Source organism: Streptomyces sp. NPDC101165, from assembly GCF_044768135.1.
Classification (GTDB): Bacteria; Actinomycetota; Actinomycetes; order Streptomycetales; family Streptomycetaceae; genus Streptomyces.
This window is the reverse complement of record NZ_JBIWPG010000041.1, coordinates 1-25,963: the sequence shown is the minus strand read 5'-3', so window position 1 is coordinate 25,963 and position 25,963 is coordinate 1. Positions and strand designations below refer to the sequence as shown.

24 protein-coding genes and 4 pseudogenes are annotated in these 25,963 nt (G+C 68.7%); 16 read left to right on the top strand and 12 right to left on the bottom strand.

Going from position 1 to position 25,963, the window contains the following annotated elements; translation table 11 throughout:
- Nucleotides 1-250 precede the first annotated feature (250 nt).
- The 4 genes and pseudogenes from ACIRVH_RS45765 to ACIRVH_RS45750 form a co-directional block, all read right to left on the bottom strand.
- Nucleotides 251-526: pseudogene (locus tag ACIRVH_RS45765) on the bottom strand (DUF4267 domain-containing protein); the annotation flags it as partial.
- Nucleotides 527-1,091: 565 nt separating this feature from the next.
- Nucleotides 1,092-1,724 carry a BlaI/MecI/CopY family transcriptional regulator gene (locus ACIRVH_RS45760; protein WP_403966844.1) on the bottom strand — a complete coding sequence of 211 codons (633 nt, stop codon included), beginning with the start codon at nucleotides 1,722-1,724 and terminating at the stop codon, nucleotides 1,092-1,094.
- Between the two features lie 226 nt (nucleotides 1,725-1,950).
- Nucleotides 1,951-2,424: a hypothetical protein gene (locus ACIRVH_RS45755; protein ID WP_403966841.1), complete on the bottom strand. Its 474-nt coding sequence runs from the start codon at nucleotides 2,422-2,424 to the stop codon at nucleotides 1,951-1,953.
- Nucleotides 2,425-3,181: 757 nt separating this feature from the next.
- Entirely contained in the window at nucleotides 3,182-4,111 is a 930-nt protein-coding gene (locus ACIRVH_RS45750) for a cupin domain-containing protein (protein WP_403966838.1), read from the bottom strand.
- Nucleotides 4,112-4,238: 127 nt separating this feature from the next.
- Between ACIRVH_RS45750 and ACIRVH_RS45745 the strand changes: the two genes are divergently transcribed.
- The gene (locus ACIRVH_RS45745; RefSeq protein WP_403966836.1) at nucleotides 4,239-5,006 is read left to right on the top strand and encodes an MBL fold metallo-hydrolase; all 768 of its coding nucleotides are present in this window, start codon (nucleotides 4,239-4,241) and stop codon (nucleotides 5,004-5,006) included.
- 171 nt (nucleotides 5,007-5,177) lie between these two features.
- On the opposite strand, the gene ACIRVH_RS45740 is transcribed toward ACIRVH_RS45745, so the two are convergent.
- Nucleotides 5,178-5,345: a hypothetical protein gene (locus ACIRVH_RS45740; protein ID WP_403966833.1), complete on the bottom strand. Its 168-nt coding sequence runs from the start codon at nucleotides 5,343-5,345 to the stop codon at nucleotides 5,178-5,180.
- 187 nt (nucleotides 5,346-5,532) lie between these two features.
- Between ACIRVH_RS45740 and ACIRVH_RS45735 the strand changes: the two genes are divergently transcribed.
- The 3 genes from ACIRVH_RS45735 (at nucleotide 5,533) to ACIRVH_RS45725 (ending at nucleotide 7,293) form a co-directional block, all read left to right on the top strand.
- Nucleotides 5,533-6,213 (top strand): hypothetical protein, encoded by a 681-nt coding sequence (locus tag ACIRVH_RS45735; protein WP_403966830.1) that lies wholly within the window; start codon nucleotides 5,533-5,535, stop codon nucleotides 6,211-6,213.
- Nucleotides 6,210-6,866 (top strand): Fic family protein, encoded by a 657-nt coding sequence (locus ACIRVH_RS45730; protein WP_403966827.1) that lies wholly within the window; start codon nucleotides 6,210-6,212, stop codon nucleotides 6,864-6,866. The genes ACIRVH_RS45735 and ACIRVH_RS45730 overlap by 4 nt, the downstream gene beginning before the upstream one ends.
- Nucleotides 6,867-6,930: 64 nt before the next feature.
- Entirely contained in the window at nucleotides 6,931-7,293 is a 363-nt protein-coding gene (locus ACIRVH_RS45725; RefSeq protein WP_403966824.1) for a DUF5958 family protein, read from the top strand.
- Nucleotides 7,294-7,419: 126 nt separating this feature from the next.
- Here the strand turns inward: ACIRVH_RS45725 and ACIRVH_RS45720 are convergent, their stop codons facing one another.
- The 4 genes from ACIRVH_RS45720 to ACIRVH_RS45705 all read right to left on the bottom strand — a co-directional run bounded on the left by ACIRVH_RS45720 (nucleotide 7,420) and on the right by ACIRVH_RS45705 (nucleotide 11,905).
- Nucleotides 7,420-8,691 (bottom strand): hypothetical protein, encoded by a 1,272-nt coding sequence (locus tag ACIRVH_RS45720; RefSeq protein WP_403966821.1) that lies wholly within the window; start codon nucleotides 8,689-8,691, stop codon nucleotides 7,420-7,422.
- Nucleotides 8,692-8,899: 208 nt separating this feature from the next.
- On the bottom strand, nucleotides 8,900-9,274 hold the full coding sequence (locus tag ACIRVH_RS45715) for a hypothetical protein (RefSeq protein WP_403966818.1): 375 nt from the start codon (nucleotides 9,272-9,274) through the stop codon (nucleotides 8,900-8,902).
- Nucleotides 9,275-9,276: 2 nt separating this feature from the next.
- Nucleotides 9,277-9,870 (bottom strand): RNA polymerase sigma factor, encoded by a 594-nt coding sequence (locus ACIRVH_RS45710; RefSeq protein ID WP_403966815.1) that lies wholly within the window; start codon nucleotides 9,868-9,870, stop codon nucleotides 9,277-9,279.
- A gap of 379 nt (nucleotides 9,871-10,249) precedes the next feature.
- A complete protein-coding gene (locus ACIRVH_RS45705; RefSeq protein WP_403966812.1) occupies nucleotides 10,250-11,905 on the bottom strand; it encodes an alpha/beta hydrolase in 1,656 nt (551 codons plus the stop codon).
- A gap of 519 nt (nucleotides 11,906-12,424) precedes the next feature.
- Between ACIRVH_RS45705 and ACIRVH_RS45700 the strand changes: the two genes are divergently transcribed.
- The 5 genes from ACIRVH_RS45700 to ACIRVH_RS45680 all read left to right on the top strand — a co-directional run bounded on the left by ACIRVH_RS45700 (nucleotide 12,425) and on the right by ACIRVH_RS45680 (nucleotide 14,954).
- Entirely contained in the window at nucleotides 12,425-13,018 is a 594-nt protein-coding gene (locus tag ACIRVH_RS45700) for an isochorismatase family protein (RefSeq protein ID WP_403966809.1), read from the top strand.
- Nucleotides 13,019-13,207: 189 nt separating this feature from the next.
- Nucleotides 13,208-13,747, top strand: coding sequence for an NADPH-dependent FMN reductase (locus ACIRVH_RS45695; RefSeq protein WP_403966807.1), 540 nt, complete (start codon nucleotides 13,208-13,210; stop codon nucleotides 13,745-13,747).
- Nucleotides 13,748-13,778: 31 nt separating this feature from the next.
- On the top strand, nucleotides 13,779-14,114 hold the full coding sequence (locus ACIRVH_RS45690) for a hypothetical protein (protein ID WP_403966804.1): 336 nt from the start codon (nucleotides 13,779-13,781) through the stop codon (nucleotides 14,112-14,114).
- 73 nt (nucleotides 14,115-14,187) lie between these two features.
- Complete coding sequence (locus ACIRVH_RS45685; RefSeq protein WP_403966801.1) at nucleotides 14,188-14,646, top strand: hypothetical protein; 459 nt, start codon at nucleotides 14,188-14,190, stop codon at nucleotides 14,644-14,646.
- Nucleotides 14,647-14,795: 149 nt separating this feature from the next.
- Complete coding sequence (locus tag ACIRVH_RS45680) at nucleotides 14,796-14,954, top strand: hypothetical protein (RefSeq protein ID WP_403966798.1); 159 nt, start codon at nucleotides 14,796-14,798, stop codon at nucleotides 14,952-14,954.
- Between the two features lie 63 nt (nucleotides 14,955-15,017).
- Here ACIRVH_RS45680 and ACIRVH_RS45675 read toward each other — a convergent pair.
- A pseudogene (locus tag ACIRVH_RS45675) lies at nucleotides 15,018-15,296 on the bottom strand (DUF6461 domain-containing protein); the annotation flags it as partial.
- Nucleotides 15,297-15,776: 480 nt separating this feature from the next.
- On the opposite strand from ACIRVH_RS45675, the gene pknB reads away from it, so the two are divergent.
- The gene (pknB, locus tag ACIRVH_RS45670) at nucleotides 15,777-17,711 is read left to right on the top strand and encodes a Stk1 family PASTA domain-containing Ser/Thr kinase (RefSeq protein ID WP_403966795.1); all 1,935 of its coding nucleotides are present in this window, start codon (nucleotides 15,777-15,779) and stop codon (nucleotides 17,709-17,711) included.
- A gap of 352 nt (nucleotides 17,712-18,063) precedes the next feature.
- Entirely contained in the window at nucleotides 18,064-18,675 is a 612-nt protein-coding gene (locus ACIRVH_RS45665; protein WP_403966792.1) for a GNAT family N-acetyltransferase, read from the top strand.
- A gap of 234 nt (nucleotides 18,676-18,909) precedes the next feature.
- Here the strand turns inward: ACIRVH_RS45665 and ACIRVH_RS45660 are convergent, their stop codons facing one another.
- A complete protein-coding gene (locus tag ACIRVH_RS45660) occupies nucleotides 18,910-20,187 on the bottom strand; it encodes a PP2C family protein-serine/threonine phosphatase (RefSeq protein ID WP_403966789.1) in 1,278 nt (425 codons plus the stop codon).
- A gap of 188 nt (nucleotides 20,188-20,375) precedes the next feature.
- Nucleotides 20,376-21,148: pseudogene (locus ACIRVH_RS45655) on the bottom strand (thiamine pyrophosphate-binding protein); the annotation flags it as partial.
- Between the two features lie 237 nt (nucleotides 21,149-21,385).
- On the opposite strand from ACIRVH_RS45655, the gene ACIRVH_RS45650 reads away from it, so the two are divergent.
- The 5 genes and pseudogenes from ACIRVH_RS45650 (at nucleotide 21,386) to ACIRVH_RS45630 (ending at nucleotide 25,673) form a co-directional block, all read left to right on the top strand.
- Nucleotides 21,386-22,063, top strand: coding sequence for a flavodoxin family protein (locus ACIRVH_RS45650; protein ID WP_403966847.1), 678 nt, complete (start codon nucleotides 21,386-21,388; stop codon nucleotides 22,061-22,063).
- 4 nt (nucleotides 22,064-22,067) lie between these two features.
- Nucleotides 22,068-22,505: pseudogene (locus ACIRVH_RS45645) on the top strand (hypothetical protein); the annotation flags it as partial.
- 35 nt (nucleotides 22,506-22,540) lie between these two features.
- Complete coding sequence (locus ACIRVH_RS45640) at nucleotides 22,541-23,233, top strand: class I SAM-dependent methyltransferase (RefSeq protein ID WP_403966786.1); 693 nt, start codon at nucleotides 22,541-22,543, stop codon at nucleotides 23,231-23,233.
- A gap of 689 nt (nucleotides 23,234-23,922) precedes the next feature.
- Nucleotides 23,923-24,285, top strand: a complete 363-nt coding sequence (locus ACIRVH_RS45635; protein WP_403966783.1) for a hypothetical protein — start codon at nucleotides 23,923-23,925, stop codon at nucleotides 24,283-24,285.
- Nucleotides 24,286-24,287: 2 nt separating this feature from the next.
- Nucleotides 24,288-25,673: a cytochrome P450 gene (locus ACIRVH_RS45630; protein ID WP_403966780.1), complete on the top strand. Its 1,386-nt coding sequence runs from the start codon at nucleotides 24,288-24,290 to the stop codon at nucleotides 25,671-25,673.
- Nucleotides 25,674-25,963: the final 290 nt, after the last annotated feature.

Below are 25,963 nucleotides of genomic sequence, written 5' to 3'. Positions count from 1 at the left end.
GGCCCACAACCTGACATCAGCAAGGTCCCCACCCATAACCAGACCAACGACCCAGCTGGCCAACAGTCACGGCATAGACCGTTGCAGTACTAGGAGGCGTATCGGGTCGTGATCAACGAGCAGCAGGATCCACATGGCTACGCTGAGGACCGGCAGCGCGCCGGCGGTGGCGCCGAGGCCGGGATGAACTGGTCGCTGGAGCGCCCGTTGAAGGACCAGCCGGGGGCCAGGCCCCCTTGGATCGATGGCGTCAGGCGGGCTGCGGGGCGGGCGTCGCCGGGGCGGCCGCGACTTTGCGGGTCTCGCGCATCATCAGCAGGCCGTTGACCACCATCAGCGTCGCGGTCAGGCCGTGGACGCCGACCGCGGTGGCCACAGAGCCGTGGTGGGCCAGCACGGTGGTCATGTCGCCGTACGCGGCGAGGGCCCCCATCAGCAGCACCCAGCCCAGCGCCCGGCGTTGGCCCGTCACCAGCAGGATGCCCAGGACCAGGGCCAGGACGACGTCGCGGATTCCCTTGAAGACCCCGCGCGGAGCAGCCAGGATCAAGGGCTGCAAGATCCTCTGCTCGCCGCCTGCGACCACCTCTCCGGCCTGGTCCTGGCCCAAACTCGAACCGTGCACCAGCACGTGCGAGGCCGAACGCGTCAACGGAGCTGTCCCGGATCCCGCATGACGGCAGAGGTACAGGGCCTGCTGCCGAGTGGCGCAGTCGGTGCCCGTGAGCGAGTCGGCCAACTGCACACATCCAGGACTCACCATGAGAGATCAGGTCCAGCAAGCGCGCGTGTGCAGTCCTCACCGGCACCCACACCGGCGATGTCGACGTCACCGTCACTTTCCACACCGAAGCCCCGCAGCAAGAGGGCACCGGGTGGCAAGAGATCGTCGAAGTGTCACTGCACTCGGTATCGGCAGAGCCTACGGTGCGAGGCCTGATGATCGGCTTGGCCGAAGAGTTGCGCCCGCACCGGCTCAGGAGGCGTCGGTGCTCCGCCGGCGCGACGGCTCCTGAGCCTGTGTCCGAGCGCGCTGACCAATCCCGGACGACAGACGAGCCCGCTGCCGCGGACCCCCACCGGCCCGGAGCCTAATCGGCAGTTTCGGGCTGTGCCTTGCCCGTGGATGCGGTCGGCTCCGGCGCATCGGCAGTGGTGTAGAAGACGGACCTGCCTTGCTTGGTCCGCTGAACCAGGCTCTTGGCCACGAGGCTTTCGAGAGTGGTGCGCACAACATTGGTCGCGATATTGCGGTCGGGGTGCGCATGACCAAGTCCCTCGGCGACCTCCGCCGCGGAGCGGGGTTCGCTCTGCTCGGTGAGGTGGCGGTGGATGAGGTCGACCAGGGTGGGCCGCGTACTCTTCGCTGCCGCCTTCTCGGCGGCGGGCTTCGTGCCGGGCTGCTTCTTGGCCCTGGGCTGTTGCGCAGCGGCCGTCTTCGCCGGCCGGCGAGTGCCAGGTGCAGGCGTGGTCTTCTTCCTGGGCGAGGGCACAGAGGTGCTGCCGGCGCTCGCAGGCTCAGGGGCTGTTGGCGGGACACCGAGGGCCTGTTGCATGCTCACCAGCACGGTGTGGTCCTGCTGCAGGTTGGCCAACTGGTGTTGCAGTGCAGTGAGTTCCGCCGTAATCCGTTCCTGCTCCTTGATGTTGCGTTCGAGGTCGCCGGCCACTTGGCTGATGTACTGCGAAGTCAACTCTGTTGCGGTAGCAGTGCCTTCAGACATCTTGCTCTCCTCGGTTCGGGGCCGGGCTAAAACCCTGCGCGGGTCGTTGCTGCGGTTCAGGGAGGAACTTTCTGGCCGCAGCGTGCCTGGTGCAGCGATAATACGGGTGGGAAGCCCTGTTTTTGCTGTGCGAGTAACGTCTTCCGCTGTTAGGGCTCTGGTGTGGGGTCTGCGGCGAGGTCGGCGCTAGTTGTGCGCAGTGCGGTTGCTTGTCCTGTGTCTGGAGCTAGCGCCACATGTCGATCACATACGACTCCAAATCGGTGGGCATCTCGATTTCCTCGCCGTCACCGATCCGCCTGACCGCCTCATCCCGCCGCGCCTGTGCTGTCGCTCCGCCGCCGAAGCGGTACACGCGCACCTCGTACAGCCCTGGCCCTTCCAGCTCCAGCCACTGTCCTTCGGGCCCTCCCGTCATGGAGTGCAGCGAAATGCGGCCGGACTTGGAGAATAGGGTGACCTGCCCCAGCAGTTCGCCTCCAGTGCGCTCCTCCGGAGCCCCCGGCCACACGTGCAGCTGTGCCTTCGTCTCGTGCTCCTGGATGGTGGAGGCGACGTAGACCACTCCGTGGGCCACCTGGAGATAGGCGATACCGATGCCCTCCGGCGGCTGGGAGTCGTAATCGTCCTCGTCCCGGATCAGGAACAGGCTGTATTCCACATGGGGTGAGAAGGTCCGGCCACGCTGCGGTTCGGTCATCTTGTCCTCTTGGTCGGTGCGTCGCGGCTCCCGGAGAACAACAGATCACGTCGGCGGCAATGATGTGGGTGGGCCGCGAGCCACATTGTTCCGCAGGACAGACCGTAGTCGGGTGACATCACGAGTTGAGATCCGGTGCGTGTCCCGCTTCTGCCTCGTCAAATCCCCGCAACGGCCTTATGGATGCCGTGACGGATCGTGTGCCGTTTCTGCACCGTTCGGTCTGATCATTCGGATGCCTGTGGGTCTGCGCGTCCCAGCATGTCGGAGAGGGGAGTGCCGGTTCGTGCTGCGGCGATTCGCCGGGCGCGCAGTTGAGCTCGGGTGCGGGGACGGTACTTGGGTTCCTTGCCGCAGCCGCACGGTTCGCGGCCCTCGTAACGCAGGCCGGCGTTGAGAACTGCGGCCACGACGCTCCACGCCTTGGTGTCCCGACGCCGCGGTGCCGCGAAGTCGTGGCCGGCACAGACCATTGGCTCTGAGCATCGAGGGCACCGGTGCTGGCCGGGCCCGGGATGCCGCTTGAACGCGACGCGGCAGCCCACGCACGCGTAATGCAGCTTGTAGGGCTTCTCGGCGTAGTAGCACACGCGGTGAACGTACCCGGCAGTGTGGCGGCCGGCGAGGGGGTTTTCGTGGCTCAGGCCGTGGCTGGACGAGGATCCGGGCCCGGAGGAGTTCGAACCCTGGCGCAACGATCCCGCGTTCCTGCTTCTGAGTTGTGGGGTTCAGGAAACTACGGACAGAGCCTTGGCGCTCATGGCAGGTGTTGGTCGGTGCGGTGACGGCTCGGCGGTGTTCCCCATTGACGCGTGAAGGCCCGGGAGAACGCCGATACCGAGGTGTAGCCGACGCTCCTGGCCACGGCCGGCAGCGCGTCGGCGGTGTCACGGAGGCGTCGGCCGGCCAGTTCCAGGCGCCAGTGGGTGAGGTAGGCCAGTGGTGGCTCGCCGACGAGGTCCGTGAAGCGTCGGGAGAGCGTGGCGCGGGAGACACCGACCCGGTGTGCCAGTTCCTCGACGGTCCAGGGCTGGGCCGGGTCCTCGTGCAGGAGTGAGATCGCGGCAGCGACCTGCGGGTCTCGCAGGCCCAGGACCCAGGAGGTGCCGTGATCGCCCTGTTCTGCGGTCCACCGGCGCAGGATGTGGACGAACAGCACGTCGGTCAGTCGGTCGATGACCGTCTGGGAACCGGGCCGAGGGTCGGCGAGTTCGGCTGTGAGCATCCGGAGGGTGTCGGCGAGCTCGCTCCGCTCGGGCGCTTCACCGTGGACAGCCGGCAGGACCAGCACCGGTGGGAGGGTGAGCAGCGGGCGGGAGACGCGTCCGTCGAAGCGGTAGCCGCCGCAGATGATCCGGGTACGGGGCCCCGGGCCGGGGATGTGGACCTCCGACTCCCGGTGTCCGGGGCGTGCGGCCACGAGGTCGTCATAGGGGGTCGCCGGGCCGCTCGGGGCGCCGGACATCACGTGGCCGGCGCCGACGGGCAGCAGGACCAGGTCACCGGTGGTGAGCCGGATCGGATCGGCCCCTGGGCGGCGCAGCCAGCAGGAGCCGCTGATGACGGTGTGGAAGACCGCGATCGGTAGCTTCGGGAATTCGATGCCCCAAGGCGCTGCCACGTCGACCCGGGCGAGCACGGTGCCGCCGACCTTGGCTGCGGTGAGGACGTCCGCGAGCGCGTCCATGTCGGCAGCGTAGCTGAACATGTGAGACGAACGGCAATGAACGTGCGCATCACAAGCATGGATCAGCTCAATCGGTGTTCGTAGCGTCGAGATGTCCGAACCTGTTCACTCTGAACGGAGTACCCCGTTGCCCGGCACGAAGGTCATCGCCCTCCCGCTCCTCGGGAAGCAGAACGTCAACGCCTATCTGCTCCTCGGCCGCCGACCGGTCGTCGTCGACTCCGGTGTCCCCGGCAGCGGCCACAAGGTCTACGACCGCGTCGCCGAGCGGGGGGTGGACCCGAACGACATTTCCATGATCGTCGTCACTCACGGTCACATCGACCACTTCGGTGGAGCCGCCGAACTGAGCCGTCTGACCGGGGCGCCGATCGCCGCGCACGTGGCCGATCTTGGGCAGTACACCACCGGCCGGGTGCGCGAGCCCTACCTGCCGACCGGGAGGCTGGGCAGGCTGCTGGCCCCGCTGCCGCCTTTCCATGTCCGGGCCGAGCCGTTCACGCCGCAGGTCCTCGTCCGCGGGGAGACGCCACTGGCGGACTACGGCATCGACGCACGCATCGTCCCCACCCCGGGCCACACCGCCGGGTCGGTGTCAGTCCTCACCGAGGCGGGCGATCTCGTCGCGGGAGACCTGATCGCGACACCACTGCTGGGACTGCTGCCCCGCCGGCCCTGGAACCCGCCCTTTCACGACGACCCGCGCGCCAATCTGGCCAGCCTCCGGCGCATGCTCGACCTGGGACCCGAGCGGCTGCACGCAGGCCACGGCGGCATGTTGGACCCCGACCGGGTACGGCGGTGGGTGGTGAAGGAGCAGCGACGGCTGGAGCGGCTGACGGCGAAAGGACGGTTGCGGGTACGCGTGGATGACGACGTTTCCAGCGATGCCTGAGAGCCCGTCACCGCCCCGCGCCCACCGCCGTCCTTGAAGACCTCTGGATCACCTGGCCGACGAGTCCGGCGGCGGCCGATCCCGCTGCCACCGCCGGTGACCAGCACCGACTTCCCCGCACGCGGCTGCGTCATCTTCTGTCTCCCTTCCTTGTTCGGCTGTGGACGGATGTCAGCCGTGGAGCGATGCGGTCGAGCGGACGATGACCTCGTTGACGTCGACGCCTTCCGGCTGGTCGACCGCGTATCCGATGGTTTCGGCGACGGCCGAGGCGTCACCGGACAGCGGCCGGAGGGACCCAGACGGGATCGACCAGGAGACCCGCGCGGAGCTCTCCATGCACGAGAGTCGGCCCGCCCTGTGGGCATTCCGTAGTCCCGGATCCGATCCGATTTCAGGCCTGAAGGGCGCTCACGACTACCTCTGACCAGGCATTCCGCAGACGGATCGAGTTCGCTTCCCGATGCTGTGCCACTGCCGCTCGTTATTGCGTTGGTGTTGGAGCGGCTGCACACGGCAGAGTGGCATGGTGACTGAGCTGTGGGCACATGCCCTGACCTGGGCAGAAGTTGATCCGTCGCGGCATCCGTTCGAACTGGACGAAGACGCGGCGAGGGCATTGGCCGAGTCTGTCGCGCCCTTGCTGCCCGACGCACATGCCGTGGAGGACAACCATTGGCGTTCGCTGGATCCAGTCACCGAATTTCTGGTGGAGCAGTACGGCAGATGGGCCTGCGGCTGGAACTGGTCGGTGGGCGAGGGCGACACCGATGGCGGGGTCGTCGGCGTGTGGTGCTGTGCCGCCCATTCCGTGACGACGGCGGACGCGACCGCCCCGCTGGTCGTCGCGGCCCTGCGCGAATGGCGTGACTGGCTGGAGGAACTGGCGGAGCGCTTCGCCACCCTGGCACCACCGTCGCGCTCGGCTCCGTCCTCTTCCTCCGCAGACCCCTGGCACTGGGAGCGGGCGTGCACGCGGCTGGTCACCGTGGTGGCCGACCGGACCCAGGCCGAAAGCGGCTGGTACGGGCACTGCATACAGGTCCTCGAATGGTTCCTCACCGACAACGGAATTGACCAGGAACGAGCCCGCGAGATCGTGGAAGGCGCGGTCGGCGGCCGCTTCGGCAGCTGGATCGCACCGGACGCCACTGTGGTCGAGACGGTGAGCTCGCGGTTCGCCCGCACCGTCGGAGGAAAGGGATGACTTCCGGGCCCGAACACCAGAAGGACGCTCTTGCCGACTGGCTGCGCATCCGAGCGGAGATCTCCTGGCCGCGCTGGAACGGCGAGCGCCAGGTTACGGGTCTGCCGGCGCTTGACGGCTTCCGGGACTTCTTCACCACGACACGCGGCGACCGTGACCCCGAAGGGACCGAGCGGGTCCTGACGGCCCTTGAACAGGCTCTCGCCGACGCGAAGCAGGGGAGACAGCTGACCTTCGCCCTCCTGGCGGACTGGCAGCGGACCGTGCTGAATCGCGACTCCGTCGGTTTCCGCGCGATGCCTGCCTTCGCGAAGGGCGGACAAGAGCGCTACGGCCTCGCGCTCGACACACTCGCACGGTTCGAACCGTGCCTGTCCGAGAGCACCCGGTCGGACCTGCCCCTGCCTTCGCGCGCTGCCCGGACGTACCTCGACGTCCTGTTCTTCCATCCGTTCGAAGACGGCAACGCCCGCGCAGCCATGCTCGCGCTGGCCTTCGTCCTGGCCCGTGACGGTGTCTCCCTCGACCAGGCGCACCCGCTACAGGTCACCCGCTGGGCCGACGACGCCGATGGCGCGGCCGATCTGGCGGTGCTGCTCGGAATCCTGATCACCGCGGCGGAACGCCGCCTGCTCAACGGGAGCCCGTTGTGAGGGGACGCGACTTCATACTCAACGAACTCGCCCAGGGACTGCGCCCGATGGCACAGGGCATCGAGTGGTCGACGATCTCGGACCGGAGGAGCAGTCCGAGGTGCTGCTTTTCCTGCGCCATCACTGCGTCCAGGCTCGGGCCGTCGCCGAGGACGGACCGGAGAACATCCGCCGTGCCGGGTTACGCCCGACGCACACGCCTGCGGTACTGATCACCCGCGGCCGGACCGACCAGCAACTCGGCAAGATCGCCCGCCTCACTCCTGCCGACGAGCGCCACAAGGCGTTCCGGTTGCTGATCGCAGTACTCGCTATCGCGGACGAACGGCGCCGCGAGCGCTTCTGCTCCGACGGATGCGGTCACTGGTGGCACCGGCTACCCGCCCCTGATCCCGCCCGTTCAATCAAGGCGGACGGGACCTCGTGAACCCTTCCTGAGCGGGCTGCATCGAGAACACCCTGTGGCCGGAGGACGCGACGCTCCCGCTCCGGGGACGCGACCGGCCAGGAGTCCACATGGGGCACCGTGGCCGGTCGTGTGCGCTCAGCGGTGCTACAGCTGTGGCTGCGGCATCCGCTGCCAGCTGAACGGGCCGTAGCTTGTGTCGGTGACGGGGTGGTTGGCGTTCGGGTCTGCGGTCAGTTTCAGCCATTCCAGCGGCGTGGTACTGCCGTGCACGACGATCCGGTGGAAGTTCGGGACGTTGTAGTACGGGTGCTCGTTCCACGCGTTGTTGCCCGGGTCATGGGCGCACACGCCGGCGCCGGTGGCCGGGTCCGTCTCGCCGGTGCACGTCGCCGTCGGCGCCAGCGGGTTGTCCGAGCGGTACAGGTGCGAGTCGCCGTTGAGCATCAGCACCGGACGGCCGAACTCGGTCGTCTTCGCCGCGACCTCGCTGATGATCGGCTCGTAGTTCGTCAGGTGGGCCTTGGTCTTGCCGTCGAGGTCCCACATGTCGGCCTGTGCCGTGATCACCACGGCCTTGGCGTGCTCGGCCTGTGCGTCGGCGAAAGCGGCATCGAGCCAGCGGACGTCGGCCGCGGTCCGGTTGGTCCGCTCGTCGGTCTGCGCCTGAGTCGCGGTCGGCACCTTGTACCAGGGGTCGGTGTCGTTGTTCGAGCCGCCCGGCACGTTGATGGTCACGAAGACGATGTCGTGCTGCGACCACCTCACGTTCTCGACGTACTGTGCGTCGCCCGGGTGGCTCGGATCGTAGGCAGTGGCCTGGGACACCACGTTCAGTGTCCCGCTGCCGAGGGTGCGGCCGGGCTGCGCGAAGAAGTCCTGCCGGACTTCGGCGAGGTTGTCGAGCGGGTTGCCGCAGTGGTAGCTGACGCAGTCTGCCGTGTCGGTCGACAGGCCGCTCGTGCCGATGTAGTTGATCGCACCGGAGGACGAGTCGTAGAAGCCGCCGCCCTGACCAGGCGAGGCGAGACTCGACGCCTTGTGGCAGTCGGCCCACTCGTTGTCGCCCGGCGTATAGACGAGCGGCTTGGTGAAGGTCTGCCACACGGAGGCGATCGAGGCGTCGTAGGCGTCGGTGCAGAACTCCTTGCCTGAGTGGATGTCGCCTACGTGGACGACGTTGCTGATCGTCGGGTCACTGTTGATGGCGCCGATGAATGCCGGGGTCTTCTGGAACTGCGAGGTGTCCGCGGTCTGCCCCGCGGGCGCGTAAGCCGACTTGCCGTACGGCGAGTCGCCGAACACGGCGAGCGTCAGCGGGGTGCCGGCCGCCGATGCCGTGGTGGTCGACATTACGGAAGAGGCAAGGCCGACGGCGACGAGCGTGACAAACCCGTGCTTCAGCATGCGTCTCGACATGCGTCCCTCTTTCAGGTCAGGTTGAGGGGGGCGCTCCAGTGAACTGGATCCCCAGGGAGCGCGACATGGCATCAATGGCGGCCTGGAGATGACGAACAAGCAAAAATTCGGCCACGGCCGCAGGCGGCATCGCTCTCTGCTCAGTGCCTGGGCCCGGCCGTGCACACCGTCGTGGAAGCCGGGAGTCACCCCATAGGCCGTGGCCTGGTCACCGGTGAGCGGCCGGGACGTTGATGTCGGCCCTTGACTCGTCTGCCACCTTCGCCGCCGAGTGCGCCGTGGTGAGGGTGCAGACGCCGTCCACACACTGGCGTTCCAGCCGGCCGCGGGAAATGGTCTGCGCCAGGCCGACCATCCAGCAGGTGGGGCAGCCGCGGAAGGCGATCAGGGCCAACGGGGCCGCCAGCAGGGTGGCCGGGCCGGCGACGGGCACCAGGCCGATCGAGCCGATGATCAGCCCGAAGCCGATGGCGCCACGCACCAGGTGGCGCGGGACGGACTTGCTGGCGAAGTTCGTCTCGATCGCCGCGGACTGTGCGGTGGCCCGGGCCTTCACCCCCTGCGCGGGTTTCACGGTGTTCACGGTTACGTGTCTCCTCCGACTGGTCGGTCGATGGCTTGATCGGCGGCTCGGTCGGTCACTGTCAATGAGTGACGCAGTGCTGCGCGTGCTCTGTGCAGCCGCGATTTCATCGCGGCGTTGCTCAGACCGAGCGAATGGGCGACGGTCTTGCCGGGCAGGCCCTGGATGTCCCGCATGATCAGGACCTGCCGCTGGTCACAGGGAAGGGCACAGACCGCGGACGCGATTCGCTCCACCTCCAGCCTGTGCAGCACCGCGTCCTCGGCAGACGGTTCCGTGGACGCCTCCGATTCGGCCGACGCCTCGTCGCTCCGCGAGGCGAGCAGCCGTACCTGCCGCAGGCATTCGTTGCGCACAATCCGGAACATCCATGAGGCAAGCGCGCCAGTGGCCCGCAAGGTGCCGATCTTCCGGTAGAGGATGATCAGCGCCTCCTGCGCCGCGTCCTCCGCGTCCTGCGGCGAGGCGCACAGCGATACGGCGAACTTGCGCACATGAGGCTGCGATTTCATGACGACGGTGGTGAGCGACATGACGTCGCCGTCCTGAGCGGCCTTGATCAGCCGCTCGTCCGGCCAGGGCAAGCGTTGGTTCATCTGCTCCTCATACTCGGAAGGCGTCCCATGGGCAGGTGCTGGTCAGCTTCGGCTCTTGTGGCGCCGCATCAGGTGCCAACTGCACGCGCCCACAAGCAGGGCTCCGATCACTACGAGGCCAGTGACCACCATTGGTGTTTCCTCCCGGTTCTGCCGGCCCGTTCGGCCGGTACACAGATAAGAGGCGGGGAGGTCCGGAAAGGATTCACCTTGGGTGTCGGACCCGGACGGGTCGGCGTCGAGCACGTCGGCCGGGCCGCCGGGACAGGTGGCGTTGATGACCTCGCGGACAGTCGCCGGGCTCGACGCGACACGGAGGGCGAACACACTGCTGGTACGGGCACCGAGCCGGGCGAATGCCTCGAGGTCGTCGCGAAGCTCAAACAGGTTGTCTGTGTGAAGGGCTGACGCCCAGCACCTCGTCTGCCAGTGCGCCGCCGCCGGTGGCGATGCCGCCGACGGGCTCGGGTGCCGGGAACGGCGGCTTGTCCTGGCGGCAGGTCGTTCCGGCCGGCGGGAGGGCGCCGTCGACGAAGTAGCGGCTCTCGTACGCCTGCACACAACTGCTGGGGTTTGTCAGCGCGGTGTGACCGTACCCCTCGTGGGTGAGCAGTCGGGCGTCGGCCAGTTCCCTGGACATCGCCTGCGCGTTCGCGTAGGGAGTGGCGGGGTCGTAGGTGGTGCCGACCAGCAGGACGGGGTGTGCCGTCGGCTTGTTCCACGGGCCGCGGTAACGGTCGGCCGCCACGGCCGGCCAGGAGATGCATGCCGCGGTGGCCCACGTCCAGAAGCGTCCGGCTTCGCCCGCACGGGCGGCGGCCTCCTCCAGGGCGGGATAGACGGCCGGGTCACGCGGGTTGGGGCTGTCGCCGCAGAGCACCGCGCTCGCCTGTTCCTCGCCCAGATACGGATTCGGATGCGGGACCGGCGGTGCGGGCGGGAGCGGGGCCGTCTCGGGCACCTGGCCCTGCCAGAGCTTCTGGAGCCTTCCGGCGAGGTTCGTCCAGCCGGGCCGGACGAAGTAGAGGCCGCTCACCACGTCGGCGACCGTACGGCCGTAGGTCCACTCGCCCACGGGACGGGCCCGCAGCCGCCGCATCAGCTGGTCGAACTTGTCCCGGGTCGCCTGCGCGCCGCCGGCGGAGAAGGGGCACCCGGCGGTGGTCGTGGCGCCGCACAGGGAGAGGAACCGGTCCAGGACCGCTGCCGCTGCGCGGTCCGAGCCCATGCGCAGGAATGTCGTGGACCGGGGGGCCGCGTCGGACGCGTGGTCCGTCCAGGCCTGCGGGTCGATGTTGCTGTCCAGGACCATGGCACGGACCCTGCCGGGGAACAGGTTGGCGTAGGTGGCGCCCAGGAACGTGCCGTAGGAGATTCCGAGGTAGGTGAGTTGCGGCTCGCCCACCGCCCGGCGGAGCTGGTCGAGGTCGCGAGCGGTCTCGGCGGTCGACACATGGCGCAGCAGCTCGGGGTCACGCCGTTCGCAGCGCCGGGCCAGATCCCGGTACGCGGCGATCACGGACGCCCGCTGCTGTGCGCCCACCGGGACGCCGGCCGGTTTGCTCGCGCTCCACGCGGCGGCTTCTTCGGGACTCGCGAAGCAGTTCACCGCGGTGCTGTTGCCGACTCCGCGCGGATCCCAGCTGACGATGTCGAACCGCTCCCGCACCTCGCGCGGGAAGGCCGCGTAGTTCTGCGGCATCTGCACGGTGCCGGGCCCGCCGGGTCCGCCGGGGTTGAAGAACAGGGTGCCGATGCGTCGTCCGGGGCCGGTCGCCTTCCGCTTGATCACCGCCAGCTCGATGCGGCGACCGCCGGGTTTGCCGTAGTCCATCGGCACCTCGGCGGTGGCACAGTCGAACGGACTGCCCTGGACGCAGGGTCTCCACTCCAGCTTCGGAGCGGGCACCAAAGGCGCCGTCGTGCTGCCGGCCGCGTTCGGGTGCGGCCCGACCAGTACCGTCGAGCAGGTCAGCACCGCGGCGACGACCGCGGCCCAACGCCTGCGGTCGAGTATGGGTCCGGCTATGTGCATGCCTCCCAAACCACCGCGGTCCGGCGGGGCGCGCGAGTCAGCCGCGTCCGAATGGCGGAGCCGCCGGCGCTCTGGTCAGTCCCCGTGGCGCACGGCGTAGGGGGCCGGGGGGAGGGCTATGAGCCGTGGTTGCGGTGCCCGGCCTCGATGCCGGCCTCCAGCGCCGCCATCAGGTGCTGTGGCGGTTCGTGCGGCCCGGCTGACGTCCGCAAGCTCCCGGCCTCGGCGACCGCGTGCCAGAGGTGGTCCAGAGCCTCGGCGTAGTCATCGCGAACTGCACCGGGGTCGATGCCACTGAGCCGGCTCAGGACCGGCTCGGCAAGGTCCAGCTCCCGGTCGGTGACCGGACGGGTCGATGCCCAGCGCCTGCGGCACGATGTGCGTGCGCCGCGCTGTGTCTGCCGGCGCCCACTCGTTGGGTGGTCGGGCGGAGCAGTTGGCCCAGCGCCGCCGACGACCATCTGGTTTGTGTGTACATCATTTCTGCGGGCCGGCATCACGTGACAGAGAGGACGAGCCGTGCGACGTGGACTGATCGTGGTGGATGTGCAGAAGGACTTCTGCGAGGGCGGCAGCGTTCCGGTGAAGGGCGGTGCGGACCGGGCGGCGGCCATCGCCGACCTGGTGCGGCGTTCGGCGGGCGGCGCGTACGCGCATGTGGTTGCCACGCGCGACCACCACATCGACCCGGGCGGGCACTTCTCCGACCGCCCGGACTTCTCGACCTCCTTCCCGGTCCACTGCGTGGTCGGAAGCGAGGGCGGCGACTTCCACCCCAACTTCGCGCCCGTCACCGCTGACGGCACTGTCGACGAGGTGTTCTACAAGGGCGCCCACTCGGCCTCGAAGAGTGGCTTCGAAGGCTCGACCGAGGATGGAACCCTGCTCGCCGAGTGGCTGAACGACCGCAAGATCGCAGCGGTGGACGTCGTGGGCATCGCCACCGACCACTGCGTGAAGGCCACCGCACTGGACGGCGTCCGTGCCGGCTTCGCCGTCCGCGTCCTGCTCGACTACACCGCCGGAGTCGCTTCCGACACCACCCGCGAGGCCGTCGACGAGATGAGGCACGCGGGCGTGCATCTGACCGGCCGTCCGGTCGTGCTCTCCTGATCGACGAGCACCGCACGCCGCCTGGCATGTACGTCACGTCGCGAACCAGCTTGCCCACCAGCTGACCAGCGCCGCTACTGGCCGTTCCGATCCTCCCCACGGGCCGTCTTGGCGCGCCTGCGGGCAGACATGTGGCCGAACAACATGCAGTTGTGATCGACCGCAGTGTCGAGCGCTTAGGTTGAGCGGATGTCGACTCTGCCGGTGATTCTTTTGCTATCGGGTAGTCTGCGGACCGCCTCCACCAACGAGGCCGTACTGCGCACCGCGGACGCGGTCGCGCCAGCCGCAGGAGTGCGCACGGTCCGGTATGAGGGGCTGGCGGCCCTTCCGCACTTCAACCCCGATGACGACGCAGACCCGCTGCCGGTGCCCGTGGCCGAGCTCCGGACGGCGATCGACCGGGCAGCCGGCATTCTGGTCTGCACCCCGGAGTACGCAGGTACGCTGCCGGGTTCTTTCAAGAACCTGCTGGACTGGACGGTCGGCGGTACAGAGATCAGTGACAAGCCGGTCGCCTGGGTCAACGCGGCCGCCCCGGGGCGCGGTCAGGGAGCCGAGGCCACGCTGAGGGCGGTACTGGGCTACACCGGCGCCGGCATCGTGGAGTCGGCCTGCGTGAAGATCCCGGTGGACCGGGGGATGGTCGGCGATGACGGGCAGATCACCGACCCGGAGGTCCGTCGGCAACTCGTCGAAGTGCTCGGCCTGTTGGCGACGTCCAGCTGAACCGTCGACATGCCCGGAAAGGGACCGCGCAGTGCCGCACACGCTGACCCTATGGCGTCAACAGATGGGAAAGGTACCCGCGTCGGTCTGGCAACGCACCGAGCTCCAGGTGCTGATCCTCGCGGACAACGGGCTCACCCATCTACCGACCGAGATCGGCGAACTGCAGCAGTTGACCACCCTGGACCTCGGCCACAACCACCTCAGGTCAGTGCCCGGCGAACTCGGCGCCCTGACCAACCAGCTCCGCCGACAAGAGCCGGCATTTCGTACTCCGCACGATGATCCGAACGAAACAACCTGGCCAGACGACCTTCACCCACTTGGTCGGTTGACCCCCAATGCCCGGCTGGCGGATCCGTGCTGACCGTGCGAACACTGGTTCGGACAGAGGGGGGATGTGAACGCCCGAGCGGGCGTAGGAAAAGGAGACGGATCACATGTCTGTTCGAAGCATGGCGGCAGCACGGCTCACGGACGGCCGTCCGCAGATGTTCGCCGGAAGCGGCCATGGGCTGTTCACCAGGTGGAAGGTGAGCGAGCTCCCGGATGCCGCCTGGACCGCCTGGCAGCCGTTCCAGTTCGACCACGGCCGCGTGGTGTCGCTCGCTGCGGCCCCGCTCACGGACGAACGGCCGCAGGTATTCGCCGTGACCGACGGCGGCGAGCTGTGGACCACCTGGAAGGTGACCGCCGACGCGAGCGCCGCCTGGGCCGACTGGGCGAAGTTCAACGGCCTGCCGGGATCGGCCCGCAGTGTGGGCGTGGCTACCCTGACGGACGGGCGTCCGCAGATCGTGGTCGGCACCGACACCGGTTCGGTGTCCTCGTGGAAGGTGAGCACCAACCCCGACGACGCATGGTCCGACTGGTCCTCCTTCGACGGTCCGCCCGCCTGATCCCGAGGCGCACGGCGTCACCCGACCGCGAACTGGCTGCCGATCGTCCCAGCGACCTCGGCGTGTGAGAGGTGCTCCCCGATGCTGTGGGCCCCGTCGTTGAGGACAGCGAGCATCCGGTGGCCACGGCGTCTGCTGCGGGACCACCCTTGAGCCAGTCCGCGACCTGGTCGGGACGCTTCGGTCCGCCGGTGAGCAGCCCGCTGTACACGCTGTCCGAACCCAGCGGGCTGCCCGCCGTCGGCTACGTATGTCTGGGAGTGCCGGGAAGCGGAGCGATCAACGGCTCCCTCACCACCCACGCCTGATCACTCGGCTCATGACGACGCACCACGAACGGACCGACGTGCCAATCACTTTGCGGATACGACCTAGGGGATTTCAACGCTGCCGCAGGTGAAGGTCGTGTTCCGGAGGAGGTCCGGGTGCAGCCGTACGCCGGTCAGGTACTGGGCCAGGGCGAATGCGGCCCCCTTCGAAAGATCGAGGCCTGTGGGCTCCGTTCCGAGGCTGAACCCGATGGCGCGCATAACTGGAAGAAGCTCGTCCGGGTGGGTGCCGGAGCGGTCTTCGGGGAGAGCCAGGTCGAACCAGAGCCGCGTGGTGCCGTCGTCCCTCCAGGTGAAGTCGACGCCGCCATGGATGTCCGAGAAGTGGGAGACCTACTGCGTGCCCGCGAACACCTTGAGAGCTGTGGTCTCGGTGGCCCTGCCGTCTCCGTTGGGCTCGACCATCAGCTCCGCGAGGACCGTCCAGGCAATTTGGCGACGTCCCGTGTCCCGGGCTCGACTCGGGAGAATTGCCGAGCCCGATATGCCGACGTCATGCCGGCGTCGCTGTGAAAGCGCTTCAGGCTTCACCTGATGACGTACCGGACGACCGGCCGTGGGGCGCTCAGGCGAATGTCGGCACAGGGTAAAGGGTTCGACTCGGCTACACTCGCGCATAACGGTCGCTTGTCATGCACACCACGCCCGCCGTGCGGCCGGAACGGCACTGTTGACGGTCGGTGAAGGCCCGTCAACAGGGGCTGCGATCGCCGCACTCGGCCGACGGGGCGCCACCGAATTCGACGTTCACATGGTGGGGGCCTCGCACTGAGGTGGCAGCTGGGGGAAGAGGCGGGGACGATGGACGTCGAGGAGACCGAGAACTTGCACGCGCTGGGGCCGATCCGCTCGGTCGGGCAAGGCCGTTACGTCCTACAGGCACCTCTCGGCGAGGGTGGCATGGCGTCCGTGTACCGCGCCCACGACACGGTGCTGGGACGCACCGTCGCGGTGAAGACGCTGCACGCGGACCTCGCCCGTGACCCCTCCTTCCGCGAGCGTTTCCGCCGTGAGGCCCAGGCGGTTGCGGCGCTCAACCACACCAATGTCGTGGCCGTGCACGACAGCGGCGAGGACTCCGGGCCCGACGGAGTCGTGCTGTACATCGTCATGGAGTACGTGCAGGGCCGATCGGTGCGCGAGCTCATCCGGGAGCGGGCCGCGGGCCCTGTCGGTGGCACGGTCCCGCTGGACCGCGCGCTGGCTGTGACCTCGGCCGTGCTGGACGCCCTGGAGTGCAGCCACCGACAGGGGCTGATCCACCGGGACATCAAGCCCGCCAACGTGATGACGACGGGCGACGGCACAGTCAAGGTGATGGACTTCGGTATCGCCCGTGTGCTGCAGTCGGACGCCACCGCGATGACCCGGACCGGCACCGTGCTCGGCACGCCCCAGTACCTCTCGCCCGAGCAGGCGCTGGGCAAGCCCGCCGACGCCCGCTCCGACCTCTACTCGGTCGGCTGCATGCTCTTCGAACTGGTCACCGGCACACCACCGTTCGACGGCGAGTCGACGATGAGCGTGCTCTACCAGCATGTCCAGCAGCCGCCGCCAATCCCGTCCTCGATCGATCCGTCGCTGCCACCGACCGTTGACGCCGTCGTAGCCCGCGCCCTCAGCAAGGATCCCGCCGGACGCTACCCGACCGCCCGCGCCATGGCCGATGACATCCGCCGGGTCGCCGCAGGCGAAGCACCCACCCACGCGCTGCACTCCGCCCCCACGTCCACGGCCGAGGACGTCACCGTCGACGCCGGTGCAGCCGAGACGTTCATGCTCCGCACCGGTGCCGCGGACGCCGACGCCCTCGCTGCGACCTTCCGTTACGTCGCGAGCAGGCAGCAGGCTCACCAGCGGACTCTGCGCAGGGCCAGGATCATCGCCTGGACCTCGGTTCCCGTCGGCGCGCTCGTCATGGCCGCGTTCGTGTTCGGCCCTCGGTACGTGTTCCCGGACTTCGCCCACACCCCGGATCCGCGGGCGACCGGAACGTACCTCTCGTGCGATCCGACGGCCTCCTGGGGCGGCGGCTTCAACCCGCCCTCGTTCACGGGCATGTCGCCCGCCGAGGCGAAGACCTGTGCGAAGATCGCCGGACTGAAGATCGACCAGAAGACCACCCTCGGGGCCAAGTACAACAAGGACACCGTCACGCGGCAGGAGCCGGAGATCTCCCAGACGGTCAAGCGGGGCAGCACCATCACCATCTGGGTGTCGACGGGCGGTGATCCCAGGGCCAAGGGCGACCTTGCCGACTGCGAGGTCGAGGAGCAGCACGGCAAGGTCTCCACTCCCTGGCTCAAGGGCAGGACCCCGGACACCGCCCGGATCTGCGCGGACATCGCCCATCTCAAGCTGAAGGAAGCAGGAAAGGTCCAGGACCCGCTCATACCGGCCGGTCACGTGGCACGACAGGAGCCGGAGACGGAGGACATCGCGGTCGGCGGCACCGTCAAGATCTGGATCTCCACCGGCGGTGATCCCAGGGCCGTTGGCGAGCTCTCCGGCTGCGACATCGGGACCGATGAACAACCCGACGCGCCGTCACTTGAGTTCATGACCGTGGCGAACGCCCGCATCTGCGCGGACATCGGGCATTTCAAGCTGAAGGAGCAACGCGTGCCGGACAAGGTCTGGCCGAGCGGCGAGGTCGTCAGGCAGGAGCCGAGCAGCTCCAGCCGCATCGATCCCGGCGGCACCATCAGGATCTGGGTCTCGTCCGGCGCGCCGTGACCGAGCCTCCCGGCGTGGGCGGGCGCGGGCCGTTCCTCCATCGGTCTGTTCTCCCAGCAGTGGCCCTGCCCACGCCGTCGGCCGCACACCTGACCACCCTCCGCGCCGACGCGAACCTCCTGTTGGACATGCAGATGCGCATCAGCCCACCCCGTTAGAAGGGACTTTGGGTGTCACTACGGCCGTCATGGTCGGGTTGTCAGTTCGGTTTGGGCTGACGGGGCCGGAGGCGGTCTCGTGGCGGATGGCCAGTCGGTGGAGAGAATCCGCTCCCGGACGGCCGCCAGGAAGCCGGCAAGTGACTCGACATAACCGATCGACACCCCGATTTTCATCGGGTTGGCTGGGCCGCATGCCTGAATTGCGCACTGACCGTCTCCTCCTGCGCCGGTGGCGGGAGTCCGACCTCGAACCGTGGGCGGCGATGAACGCCGATCCCGAAGTCCGAGAACACCTGGGGGAGCTGCTGACACGTGAGCAGAGCGATGCCGCGGTGGCAGAGATGCAGGCCGAGTTCGATGGGCGAGGATTTGGATGGTGGGCGCTGGAAGCACGGGAGTCCGGCGAGTTCATCGGCCGCGTCGGCTTGGACGAGGTGAGCGATGACATGCCGTTCGCGGGCGTGGACATCGGTTGGCGGCTGGCACGTTCGGCGTGGGGTCACGGTTACGCCACCGAGGCTGCCCTGGCCTGCCTGGCTTTCGGCTTCGAGACCCTCGGACTACCGGAAGTGCTTGCGTCGACAACCGTCAACAACCTTCGTTCCCAGGCAGTGATGCGCCGCATCGGCATGACCCGTGACCCGGCCGACGACTTCGACGATCCGAGCGTGCCCGAAGGGCCGCTTCGCCCGTGCGTGCTGTATCGGACGGGCACGGCACGGAGCAGAAGTACGAGCGGCTCCGCGGTCATGTCCGGCTGCTGCGTGCCGCTTGCCGGCACACCGGGCCCGCCAGGCCACTGACCGGGGCTGGGGACTCGGGCTGGTGCTCGGCAAAGCAGACTGGAACGGCGACGTGGGCATCATCCGTCTGCTGACCTGCCCGGTCGACGGCACGATCACCTTCACCGGCGACTCCCGCCGCCGGGACGCTGTCCACTGCGGCGGCGCCTGTTGTCCTCTCGGGAGGAGGTGCCGGAGTACCCGACGCGGTCGAAGACGGCGCACGAGCGCAGCGAGCCTCGGCGTACTACCGCGTCACCGGTGCTGCGGGCGCCATTCGAAGAGCAGGATGGTCACGTCGTCGCGCAGTTGGTTGCGCTGGTAATCGAGGATGGCGTGGATGAGCAGCCGCAGCACCTCGGCCGGGCGCTGGCCGGCGGCGTTGGAGCGGATGATGAAGTCAGTGAACCGGTCGAGGCCGAACTCCGCACCGTCCGCGTCGCGAGCCTCCACGACACCGTCGGTGTAGAGCAGGACGCAATCGCCCGGTTCCAGTGTCGTCTCGTGGACCTGCCGGGCTGCCGGAGCGAGGGGGCCGGCCAGGCCTATCGGCGGCTGTGGGGGACTGTCCAGCGCCCCGTCGAGCACCCGCTCGCCACGGATCAGCAGCGGTGGGGGGTGACCGCAGTTGACCCAGCGCAGCACCCCGGTCTCGGCGTCGAGCCGGCACAGTACGCCGGTGCAGAAGTGGTCGGGCACCCACCGGGCGAGCGCCTGGTCCACGGAGCCTACGACGTCGGCCGGGTCGCCACCGCCGCGGCGGGCATTGCGCGCCGCAGCCATGGCGACCGACGTGGTCAGGCCGGCGGTCAGATCGTGACCCATGGCGTCGAGGATCATGGTGTGCAGGATGTTCTTGACCACCGAGTGATCGAAGGCGTCGCCGGCGATGTCGTACGCCGGTTCCAGGACCGCGGTCGAGACGCACCTGCGGCTGCCGATGGTGTGAGGTGGCAGGAAGGCCCGCAGCATCTCGGCGGGCAACTGCATGGTCGCGGTACGGGTGCGGGCGGCGAGCCAGTCGCTGTAGGCGCGCTTGGAGGTGATCAGCATGGCGAACAGATGGGCCAGCATCCGGGTGCGGCGCATCAGCACCCCATCGAGCGAGGCTGTCCGCACCTCGAGCACGCCCAGCCGCTCCGCACCGTCGACCAGCGGCATCCAGACGATCAAGCCGTCGTCGGCCTCGGCCACCCGCGGGGACACCGTTCGGTACGCCCAGCCGGCCGACGAGCGGTCCACCGGCAGCGGCTTCAAGGCCTCGTTGAGTGGGATGAGCAGCCGTTGTTGCAGGTCGACGAGGTAGATCAGTGCGGCGTCCAGGCCGAGGGACGAGGCGCACCGGTTCGCCAGGGCGGGCAGTTCGAACGGCAGAGCCGTCTGCGCCTCGATGATCAGCTCTTCCAGCCGATGCTCGTCGACGGCGGTGTCGGGACCGGACGGCACATCGTGTGGTAGGTCCGACACGGGGATCACCCCTTCCGTGCCCAGTCTCACACCGATCCCGTCCTCTCTCACGTCAGGCGAGCCCATGGCGAGGGCGGCGGCCAGGCGGTCAGCTGGGCTCCACCGGGCACACCTCATGCGCCGGCCAGGCGATCAGCCGGTCCGGTATCAAGATCACCGCACCGGGGCTACGGCGTGCATGCCGTACGCGAGCACCGGCGCGGCATCGACCTGGTCCGCTACCGCTTCTGCTGCAACGACCACATCGGCTGCCGATGGTCGTCGGGGAAGACCCCCTTGCCGTGGAAGGTGGTCGCGACCGGGATGTTCAGCCGTTCGGCGAACCGCACCAGCGCGGCGGAGGTCCCGGCTCTCGCGGCACCATGACCGGCCAGCACGACCGGGTGTCGTGCGGTAGCGAGCACCTCGGCGGCCCGGGCGATCTGGGAGGGCGACGGCGCGTCGGCGCGCACCGCGTCGATCTGCAGGGGTGTGAGCGGCGCGGCGGGGCGATCCGCCTCGATGTCCTCCGGGACTGCCAGGAACACGGCGCCGGGCCGCTCGCTCTCCGCTGTCTTGAACGCCTTGCGTGTCATCTCCGGCACCGCGTCCGGGCACTCGATACGTGCTGACCACAGGGTGACGGGAGCGAACATCGACACCAGGTCGATGACCTGGTGAGACTCCTTGTGGATGCGGCGCAGGGAGCCCTGTGCGGCCAGGGCCACCATCGGGCGCTGTTGGTCATGGCGTCCGCGGTACCGAGCAGCAGATTGATCGCGCCGGGCCCCAGCGTCGCCGAGCACACCCCTGCCCGGCCGGTCAGCCGACCGTAGATCTCCGCCATGAACGAGGCGGCCTGCTCGTGCCGCACCAGGATGTACCGGATCCCGGAGCCGTTCAGTGCGTCGACGAAGCGGATGTTCTCCTCACCGGGGATCCCGAAGACGTATTCCACGCCCTCGGCCCGCAGGCAACGCACCAAGAGGTGCGCGACGTCCTCAACTGCTGCCGTGTTCTGCGACCCGGTCGTGCCTTCGGTACCCATGAGACGAACGTAGGCATGACCACCGGTCCCGGCCACTCGTCGGCGGCCGACCGGTGGCGCGGAACGCCGGGGCCATTCGGAGGCGTTGTGGTGGCGGCCGCCGCGGTCGACCCGCAGGCTGGGCGCAGTGGACGAGTCGCCGCGCACCGCGCGGCAGCAGGGCTTCGGGAGGACCGTGTGACTACTTCGTCGCCCGCTACCGACACACCGCCGGCCCGGTACGACGACCTGCGGGCCATGGTGTTCAACTGCACCTTGAAGCGGTCGCCGGAGACAAGTAACACCCAGGGGCTGATCGACCGGAGCACCGCCATCCTGGCCGCGCAGGGAGTGCACGTCGACGTCGTACGGGCGGTGGACCACGACATAGCCACCGGCGTGTGGCCCGACATGAGGGAGCACGGCTGGGAGCGGGACGCCTGGCCCGACCTGTACCAGCAGGTCCTGGCGGCCGACATCCTCGTGCTGGCCGGCCCCATCTGGCTCGGCGACAACAGCTCCGTGATGAAGCAGGTGATCGAACGTCTCTACGCCTGCTCCAGCCTGCTCAACGAAGCCGGCCAGTACGCCTACTACGGCCGCGTCGGCGGCTGCCTGATCACCGGCAACGAGGACGGCGTCAAACACTGCGCCATGAACGTGCTCTACAGCCTCCAGCACCTGGGCTACACGATCCCGCCCCAGGCTGACGCCGGATGGATCGGCGAGGCCGGTCCCGGCCCCTCCTACCTCGACCCCGGCTCGGGCGGTCCGGAGAACGACTTCACCAACCGCAACACCACCTTCATGACCTGGAACCTGCTGCACCTGGCCCGGGCGCTGAAGGACCTGGGCGGCATCCCCGCCTACGGCAACCAGCGCACCGCCTGGGACGCCGGCTGCCGCCGCGACTACGAAAACCCCGAGCACCGGTAGCGGGATGCCGATGGCAAGTGGCGGACGGCCGTCCGGTTCGGCTCCACGCAGCGGGCCGGCGCGCCGGCGACCGGACGAGCGGCGCGTACGGGAGCGGCTGCGGCGTGCGCGGGCCGGTGGGGCGGCTGCGTTGGCGTCGGTGGGCGCCCGTACCCGTACGGCGGCGCAGCGCGTCAGTCAGATGTCCCCGCCCCCGGAGCCGTTCCGGCCGGGCTTCTGGCGCAGTCCGATCCGCGGGCCCTGGCTGACGTCGGTTGTGACGTTGGCCGTGGTCCTCGTCCCGGTCCTGCCGGCCAGGCTATGGTCGGTCATCCCGAAGCTCTTCGAATGGCTGCCCGTACGCTCCGTCGCTCATGGACTCGAGCGGCTGTCCCTGCTGATGCTGGTCGGCGGCGTCATCTTCGAATTCGCCACCGGCATCCTCAACATCCAGCTCTACTACGCGGGCCTGCCCGCCACAGGTCATGGCGCCACCCCGTGACCGCCGACGAGGACAAGCTGTACGGCACCGAGCAGGACCCTTACGCGCTGGCCCTGCGACCCGGCCGTGGACCGGTGTATCTGCGGCTGGTCGACGGGCGCCGGATCCGGGTGCCCGTGCACCGTTGGCACGAGCAGCCGACAGCAGCCGACACGACCGTGCTGGAACGCTGCGTCGGTCCCGTCCTCGATGTCGGCTGCGGGCCAGGCCGGTTGTGCAGGGAGCTACTGAGCCACGGGGTCTTCGCCCTCGGGGTCGACATCGCACCTCGCGCGGTCGCACTCACCACCGTCCGGGGCGGGCTCGCACTGTGCCGATCGGTCTTCGACCGGCTGCCGGCCGAGAGAGGCTGGCAGACGATTCTCCTCATCGACGGCAACATCGGCATCGGAGGTGACCCTCACAGCCTGCTGCACCGTTGTGGTGGACTCATGGCCCCGGCGGGACGCCTCGTCATCGAGGTCGACGCCGATGACATCGAGGAGCTGTGCACGGCGCGGTTCGAGGACCTCCAGGGCCACAGCGGTCCGCCTTTCCCCTGGGCGCGGCTGGGGCGCCGCGCGCTCCACAGGGTCGCCGAGGACCTTGCCCTCAGCATCACCGACCAGTGGACGAGCGGACACCGTTGTTTCCTCACCCTGGCTCATCGGCGATCTTCCTCCGTCGGCTCTGGCGGGGAACCAGGCTGACGAGGGCGCGACGTCATGACCAGGACCGGTGCTCCTCCCCGCGGATGTCGAGGAGACAGTCCAGGCCGAGTTGGGTGGGCGTGGCACGAGTTTGAGGATTGGCGTGTGTCACCGTCATCGAGCTGTTGTGACGACGCGCCGCGAACAGGTCACGTGGGTCGGCTCACGCTGGGACGCCACACTCCCTGGGGCACACGAGAGGACGCATGGGGCATGAGGAGGCAAACGCTGCGCTCCGAGGCGTGCGAAGCGGCTGAGGAACAGTGCGGGCCGGAGCAGCCAAGCAGCTCCGAGGTGGTGAGGCAGTACGTTGTCGATCTGTCCGAGGCGGTCACTCAGCTGCACGCGGCAGGCGGGGTGACGGGCTGTTCGTGGGTGGCGCTGGTCGGTTGAGGGCGAGGCTGTAGCCGGCGGCGCAAGGGCCGAGGTGGCGCAACACGGTCTTCGTCGCGTCCGGGTCGCAGAAGGTCAGGTCGTTCCAGAGGAGGAAGCCGCGCACCGCGCCTTGTCGGGCGCGTGGCCAGGCGAAGGTGTCCGATCGGCGCGCGGTGCTCCTTCGCGTGCGCCTGTGCGCTGTGCCGGGCACCTTTCGGGCCGGCTTCAGCGGGTGATGGTGTTCGTCAGGCCGTGTCCCGCACATTGGACGCGTCGCCTGTCCTTGGGCGGACGACGGGGAAAGGACGCGCTCGATGTCAGCACAGAGGTCATCCACGGTTGAGGTCCCGGAGATCCGTGTGCCGTTTCCGCTCAACCGGCACCCCGACTACGCCCACGTCCCCCAGGAATTCGCGGCCTGGTTCAACGACCCGAACTCGATGGAGAAGGAGGCCGTAGTCCTCGATGTCCACAACCTGGGCATTCTGCTGGCCCGTGAGGCCGGGGTCCCCCTACGGGAGGGTGCCAGGTTGCTGGCGGCGTGTCTGCGGGCGCGGGTGCGGGACTTCGCAGGACAGCGCGCCGCAGGGCCGTGCACAGCCGCTTGGACAATCGACAGCGCGGCATCCCACGTCGGCGGCATACCCAGTGAAGGACGCACAGAAAGGGCACTTTGACGATGACTGCCGGGCCTTCCACCACTGACATCGAGCACCGGGACCGCCCCACGACATTGGCCACCGCCCCCGGGGGGATTCCCCTGCTCGGGCATGCCTGGCAACTGCGTTTCCGTCCCCTGCAGTTCCTGGACTCCCTGCGCGGACAGGCCGACCTGGTCGCCCTTCGGCTGGGCCCGATCCCGGGATACCTGGTCAACGAACCCAGGTTGGTCCACGAGCTGCTCGTCGTACGGAACCGGGAGTTCACCAAGACCGGCAGCCCGCTGTACGAGACCGTGCGCGTTCTGGTGGGCAACGGCCTGGGTACGAGCGAGGGCGAAACGCACATGCGACAGCGCCGCACGCTCCAGCCGCTGTTCCATCCCCACCGCATGGAGCACTACGCCCAGATCATGACCGCCGTCGCCGAGGAACGCAGCACCGCTTGGTGTCACGGTCAGCGCCTGCGTATCGACCGGGAGATGTACCGGATAGCCGCCGCCGCCCTGACCCGCTGCCTGTACTCGGCACGCCTGCCCGACGACGCGGTCCACGAGATCACCACGCACCTGCCCGTCGCCTTCGCCGGCGTCGGCAAGCGCGCTGCGCTACCCATCAGCTGGCTCCACGCACTGCCCACCCGCGAAAACCGTGCCTACACCACCGCCGTACGCCGATTGCACGCCCTGGTGGCACAACTCATCGACGACCGCCGGAACGACCCCACCCCCAGCCCCGACCTGCTGACCGCGCTGCTCTCCGCCCGAGACGAAGACACCGGCCAGCCCCTGCCCCAACAGCAGATCCACGACGAGGTCATGACCCTCCTCCTCGCGGGCACCGACACCAACGCTGCTCTCCTCGCCTGGACCCTGCATCTGCTGGGCGCACACCCCGACGTCGACCAGCGCCTCCACAGCGAACTCCGCCACGAACTGGGCGACAAGCCCGCCACCCTGGACGACCTGCCCCGTCTCGGCCTCCTGCGCCGGGTCGTCGCCGAGGCCCTGCGCCTCTATCCGCCGGCCTGGCTCACCCCACGCCGTGCCGCGACCGACGCTCAACTCGGCGGACACCGTATCCCGGAGGGCGCCTACGTCTTCTACAGCCCCTACGCCCTCCACCACGCGCCCGGCCACCACCCCCGCCCGGACGACTTCGATCCGGACCGACCCGAGTCAGAGCTGTCCTACACCGGTACCGGCACCGCGTTCCTGCCCTTCGGTGCGGGCCCCCACAAGTGCATCGGCAACGCGTTCAGCCTCGCCGAAGTCCACCTGACCCTGGCCACCATCCTGCCCCGCTGGCGCCTTCGCCCGGACCCGTCCCACACCGTCCGCCCACGCGCTTTCACCACCCTCATCCCGGGCCCGCTGCTGATGCACGCCGAGCAGCGCACACCGTGAAAGGTCCGCCGAACGGGTGTCTCGATCGGGTCGTACTCAAGACAGGGGCCGGGCGAGTCGCACAGAGCGCATGGCCCACGGCTTCCGCGGCCGGCGTGCGCAGTGCGGGGACGAGTTCGGGCTGGTGGGAAGTGAGTTGAGTGCGGCACAGGTTGCTGGGCGGACACTCCAGCCGGCGCGGTTGCTGACGCCGGGGGACTAGGGGCTGTGTGATGTTGTGATCAGCCAGTTGCCTTCAGGAGGAGGTCGTTGATCCAGATCATCGAGGCACGCAGGTGGAGGCCGGCGAG

Coding starts and splice junctions, on each gene's coding strand:
- ACIRVH_RS45705 (WP_403966812.1), bottom strand. CDS start 11,905: ATGCACATAGCCGGACCCATACTCGACCGCAGGCGTTGGGCCGCGGTC.
- ACIRVH_RS45695 (WP_403966807.1), top strand. CDS start 13,208: ATGTCGACTCTGCCGGTGATTCTTTTGCTATCGGGTAGTCTGCGGACC.
- pknB (WP_403966795.1), top strand. CDS start 15,777: ATGGACGTCGAGGAGACCGAGAACTTGCACGCGCTGGGGCCGATCCGC.
- ACIRVH_RS45710 (WP_403966815.1), bottom strand. CDS start 9,870: ATGAACCAACGCTTGCCCTGGCCGGACGAGCGGCTGATCAAGGCCGCT.
- ACIRVH_RS45665 (WP_403966792.1), top strand. CDS start 18,064: ATGCCTGAATTGCGCACTGACCGTCTCCTCCTGCGCCGGTGGCGGGAG.
- ACIRVH_RS45685 (WP_403966801.1), top strand. CDS start 14,188: ATGTCTGTTCGAAGCATGGCGGCAGCACGGCTCACGGACGGCCGTCCG.
- ACIRVH_RS45630 (WP_403966780.1), top strand. CDS start 24,288: ATGACTGCCGGGCCTTCCACCACTGACATCGAGCACCGGGACCGCCCC.
- ACIRVH_RS45760 (WP_403966844.1), bottom strand. CDS start 1,724: ATGTCTGAAGGCACTGCTACCGCAACAGAGTTGACTTCGCAGTACATC.
- ACIRVH_RS45755 (WP_403966841.1), bottom strand. CDS start 2,424: ATGACCGAACCGCAGCGTGGCCGGACCTTCTCACCCCATGTGGAATAC.
- ACIRVH_RS45650 (WP_403966847.1), top strand. CDS start 21,386: ATGGTGTTCAACTGCACCTTGAAGCGGTCGCCGGAGACAAGTAACACC.
- ACIRVH_RS45660 (WP_403966789.1), bottom strand. CDS start 20,187: ATGGGCTCGCCTGACGTGAGAGAGGACGGGATCGGTGTGAGACTGGGC.
- ACIRVH_RS45730 (WP_403966827.1), top strand. CDS start 6,210: ATGACTTCCGGGCCCGAACACCAGAAGGACGCTCTTGCCGACTGGCTG.
- ACIRVH_RS45750 (WP_403966838.1), bottom strand. CDS start 4,111: ATGGACGCGCTCGCGGACGTCCTCACCGCAGCCAAGGTCGGCGGCACC.
- ACIRVH_RS45720 (WP_403966821.1), bottom strand. CDS start 8,691: ATGTCGAGACGCATGCTGAAGCACGGGTTTGTCACGCTCGTCGCCGTC.
- ACIRVH_RS45635 (WP_403966783.1), top strand. CDS start 23,923: ATGTCAGCACAGAGGTCATCCACGGTTGAGGTCCCGGAGATCCGTGTG.
- ACIRVH_RS45740 (WP_403966833.1), bottom strand. CDS start 5,345: ATGGAGAGCTCCGCGCGGGTCTCCTGGTCGATCCCGTCTGGGTCCCTC.
- ACIRVH_RS45735 (WP_403966830.1), top strand. CDS start 5,533: ATGGTGACTGAGCTGTGGGCACATGCCCTGACCTGGGCAGAAGTTGAT.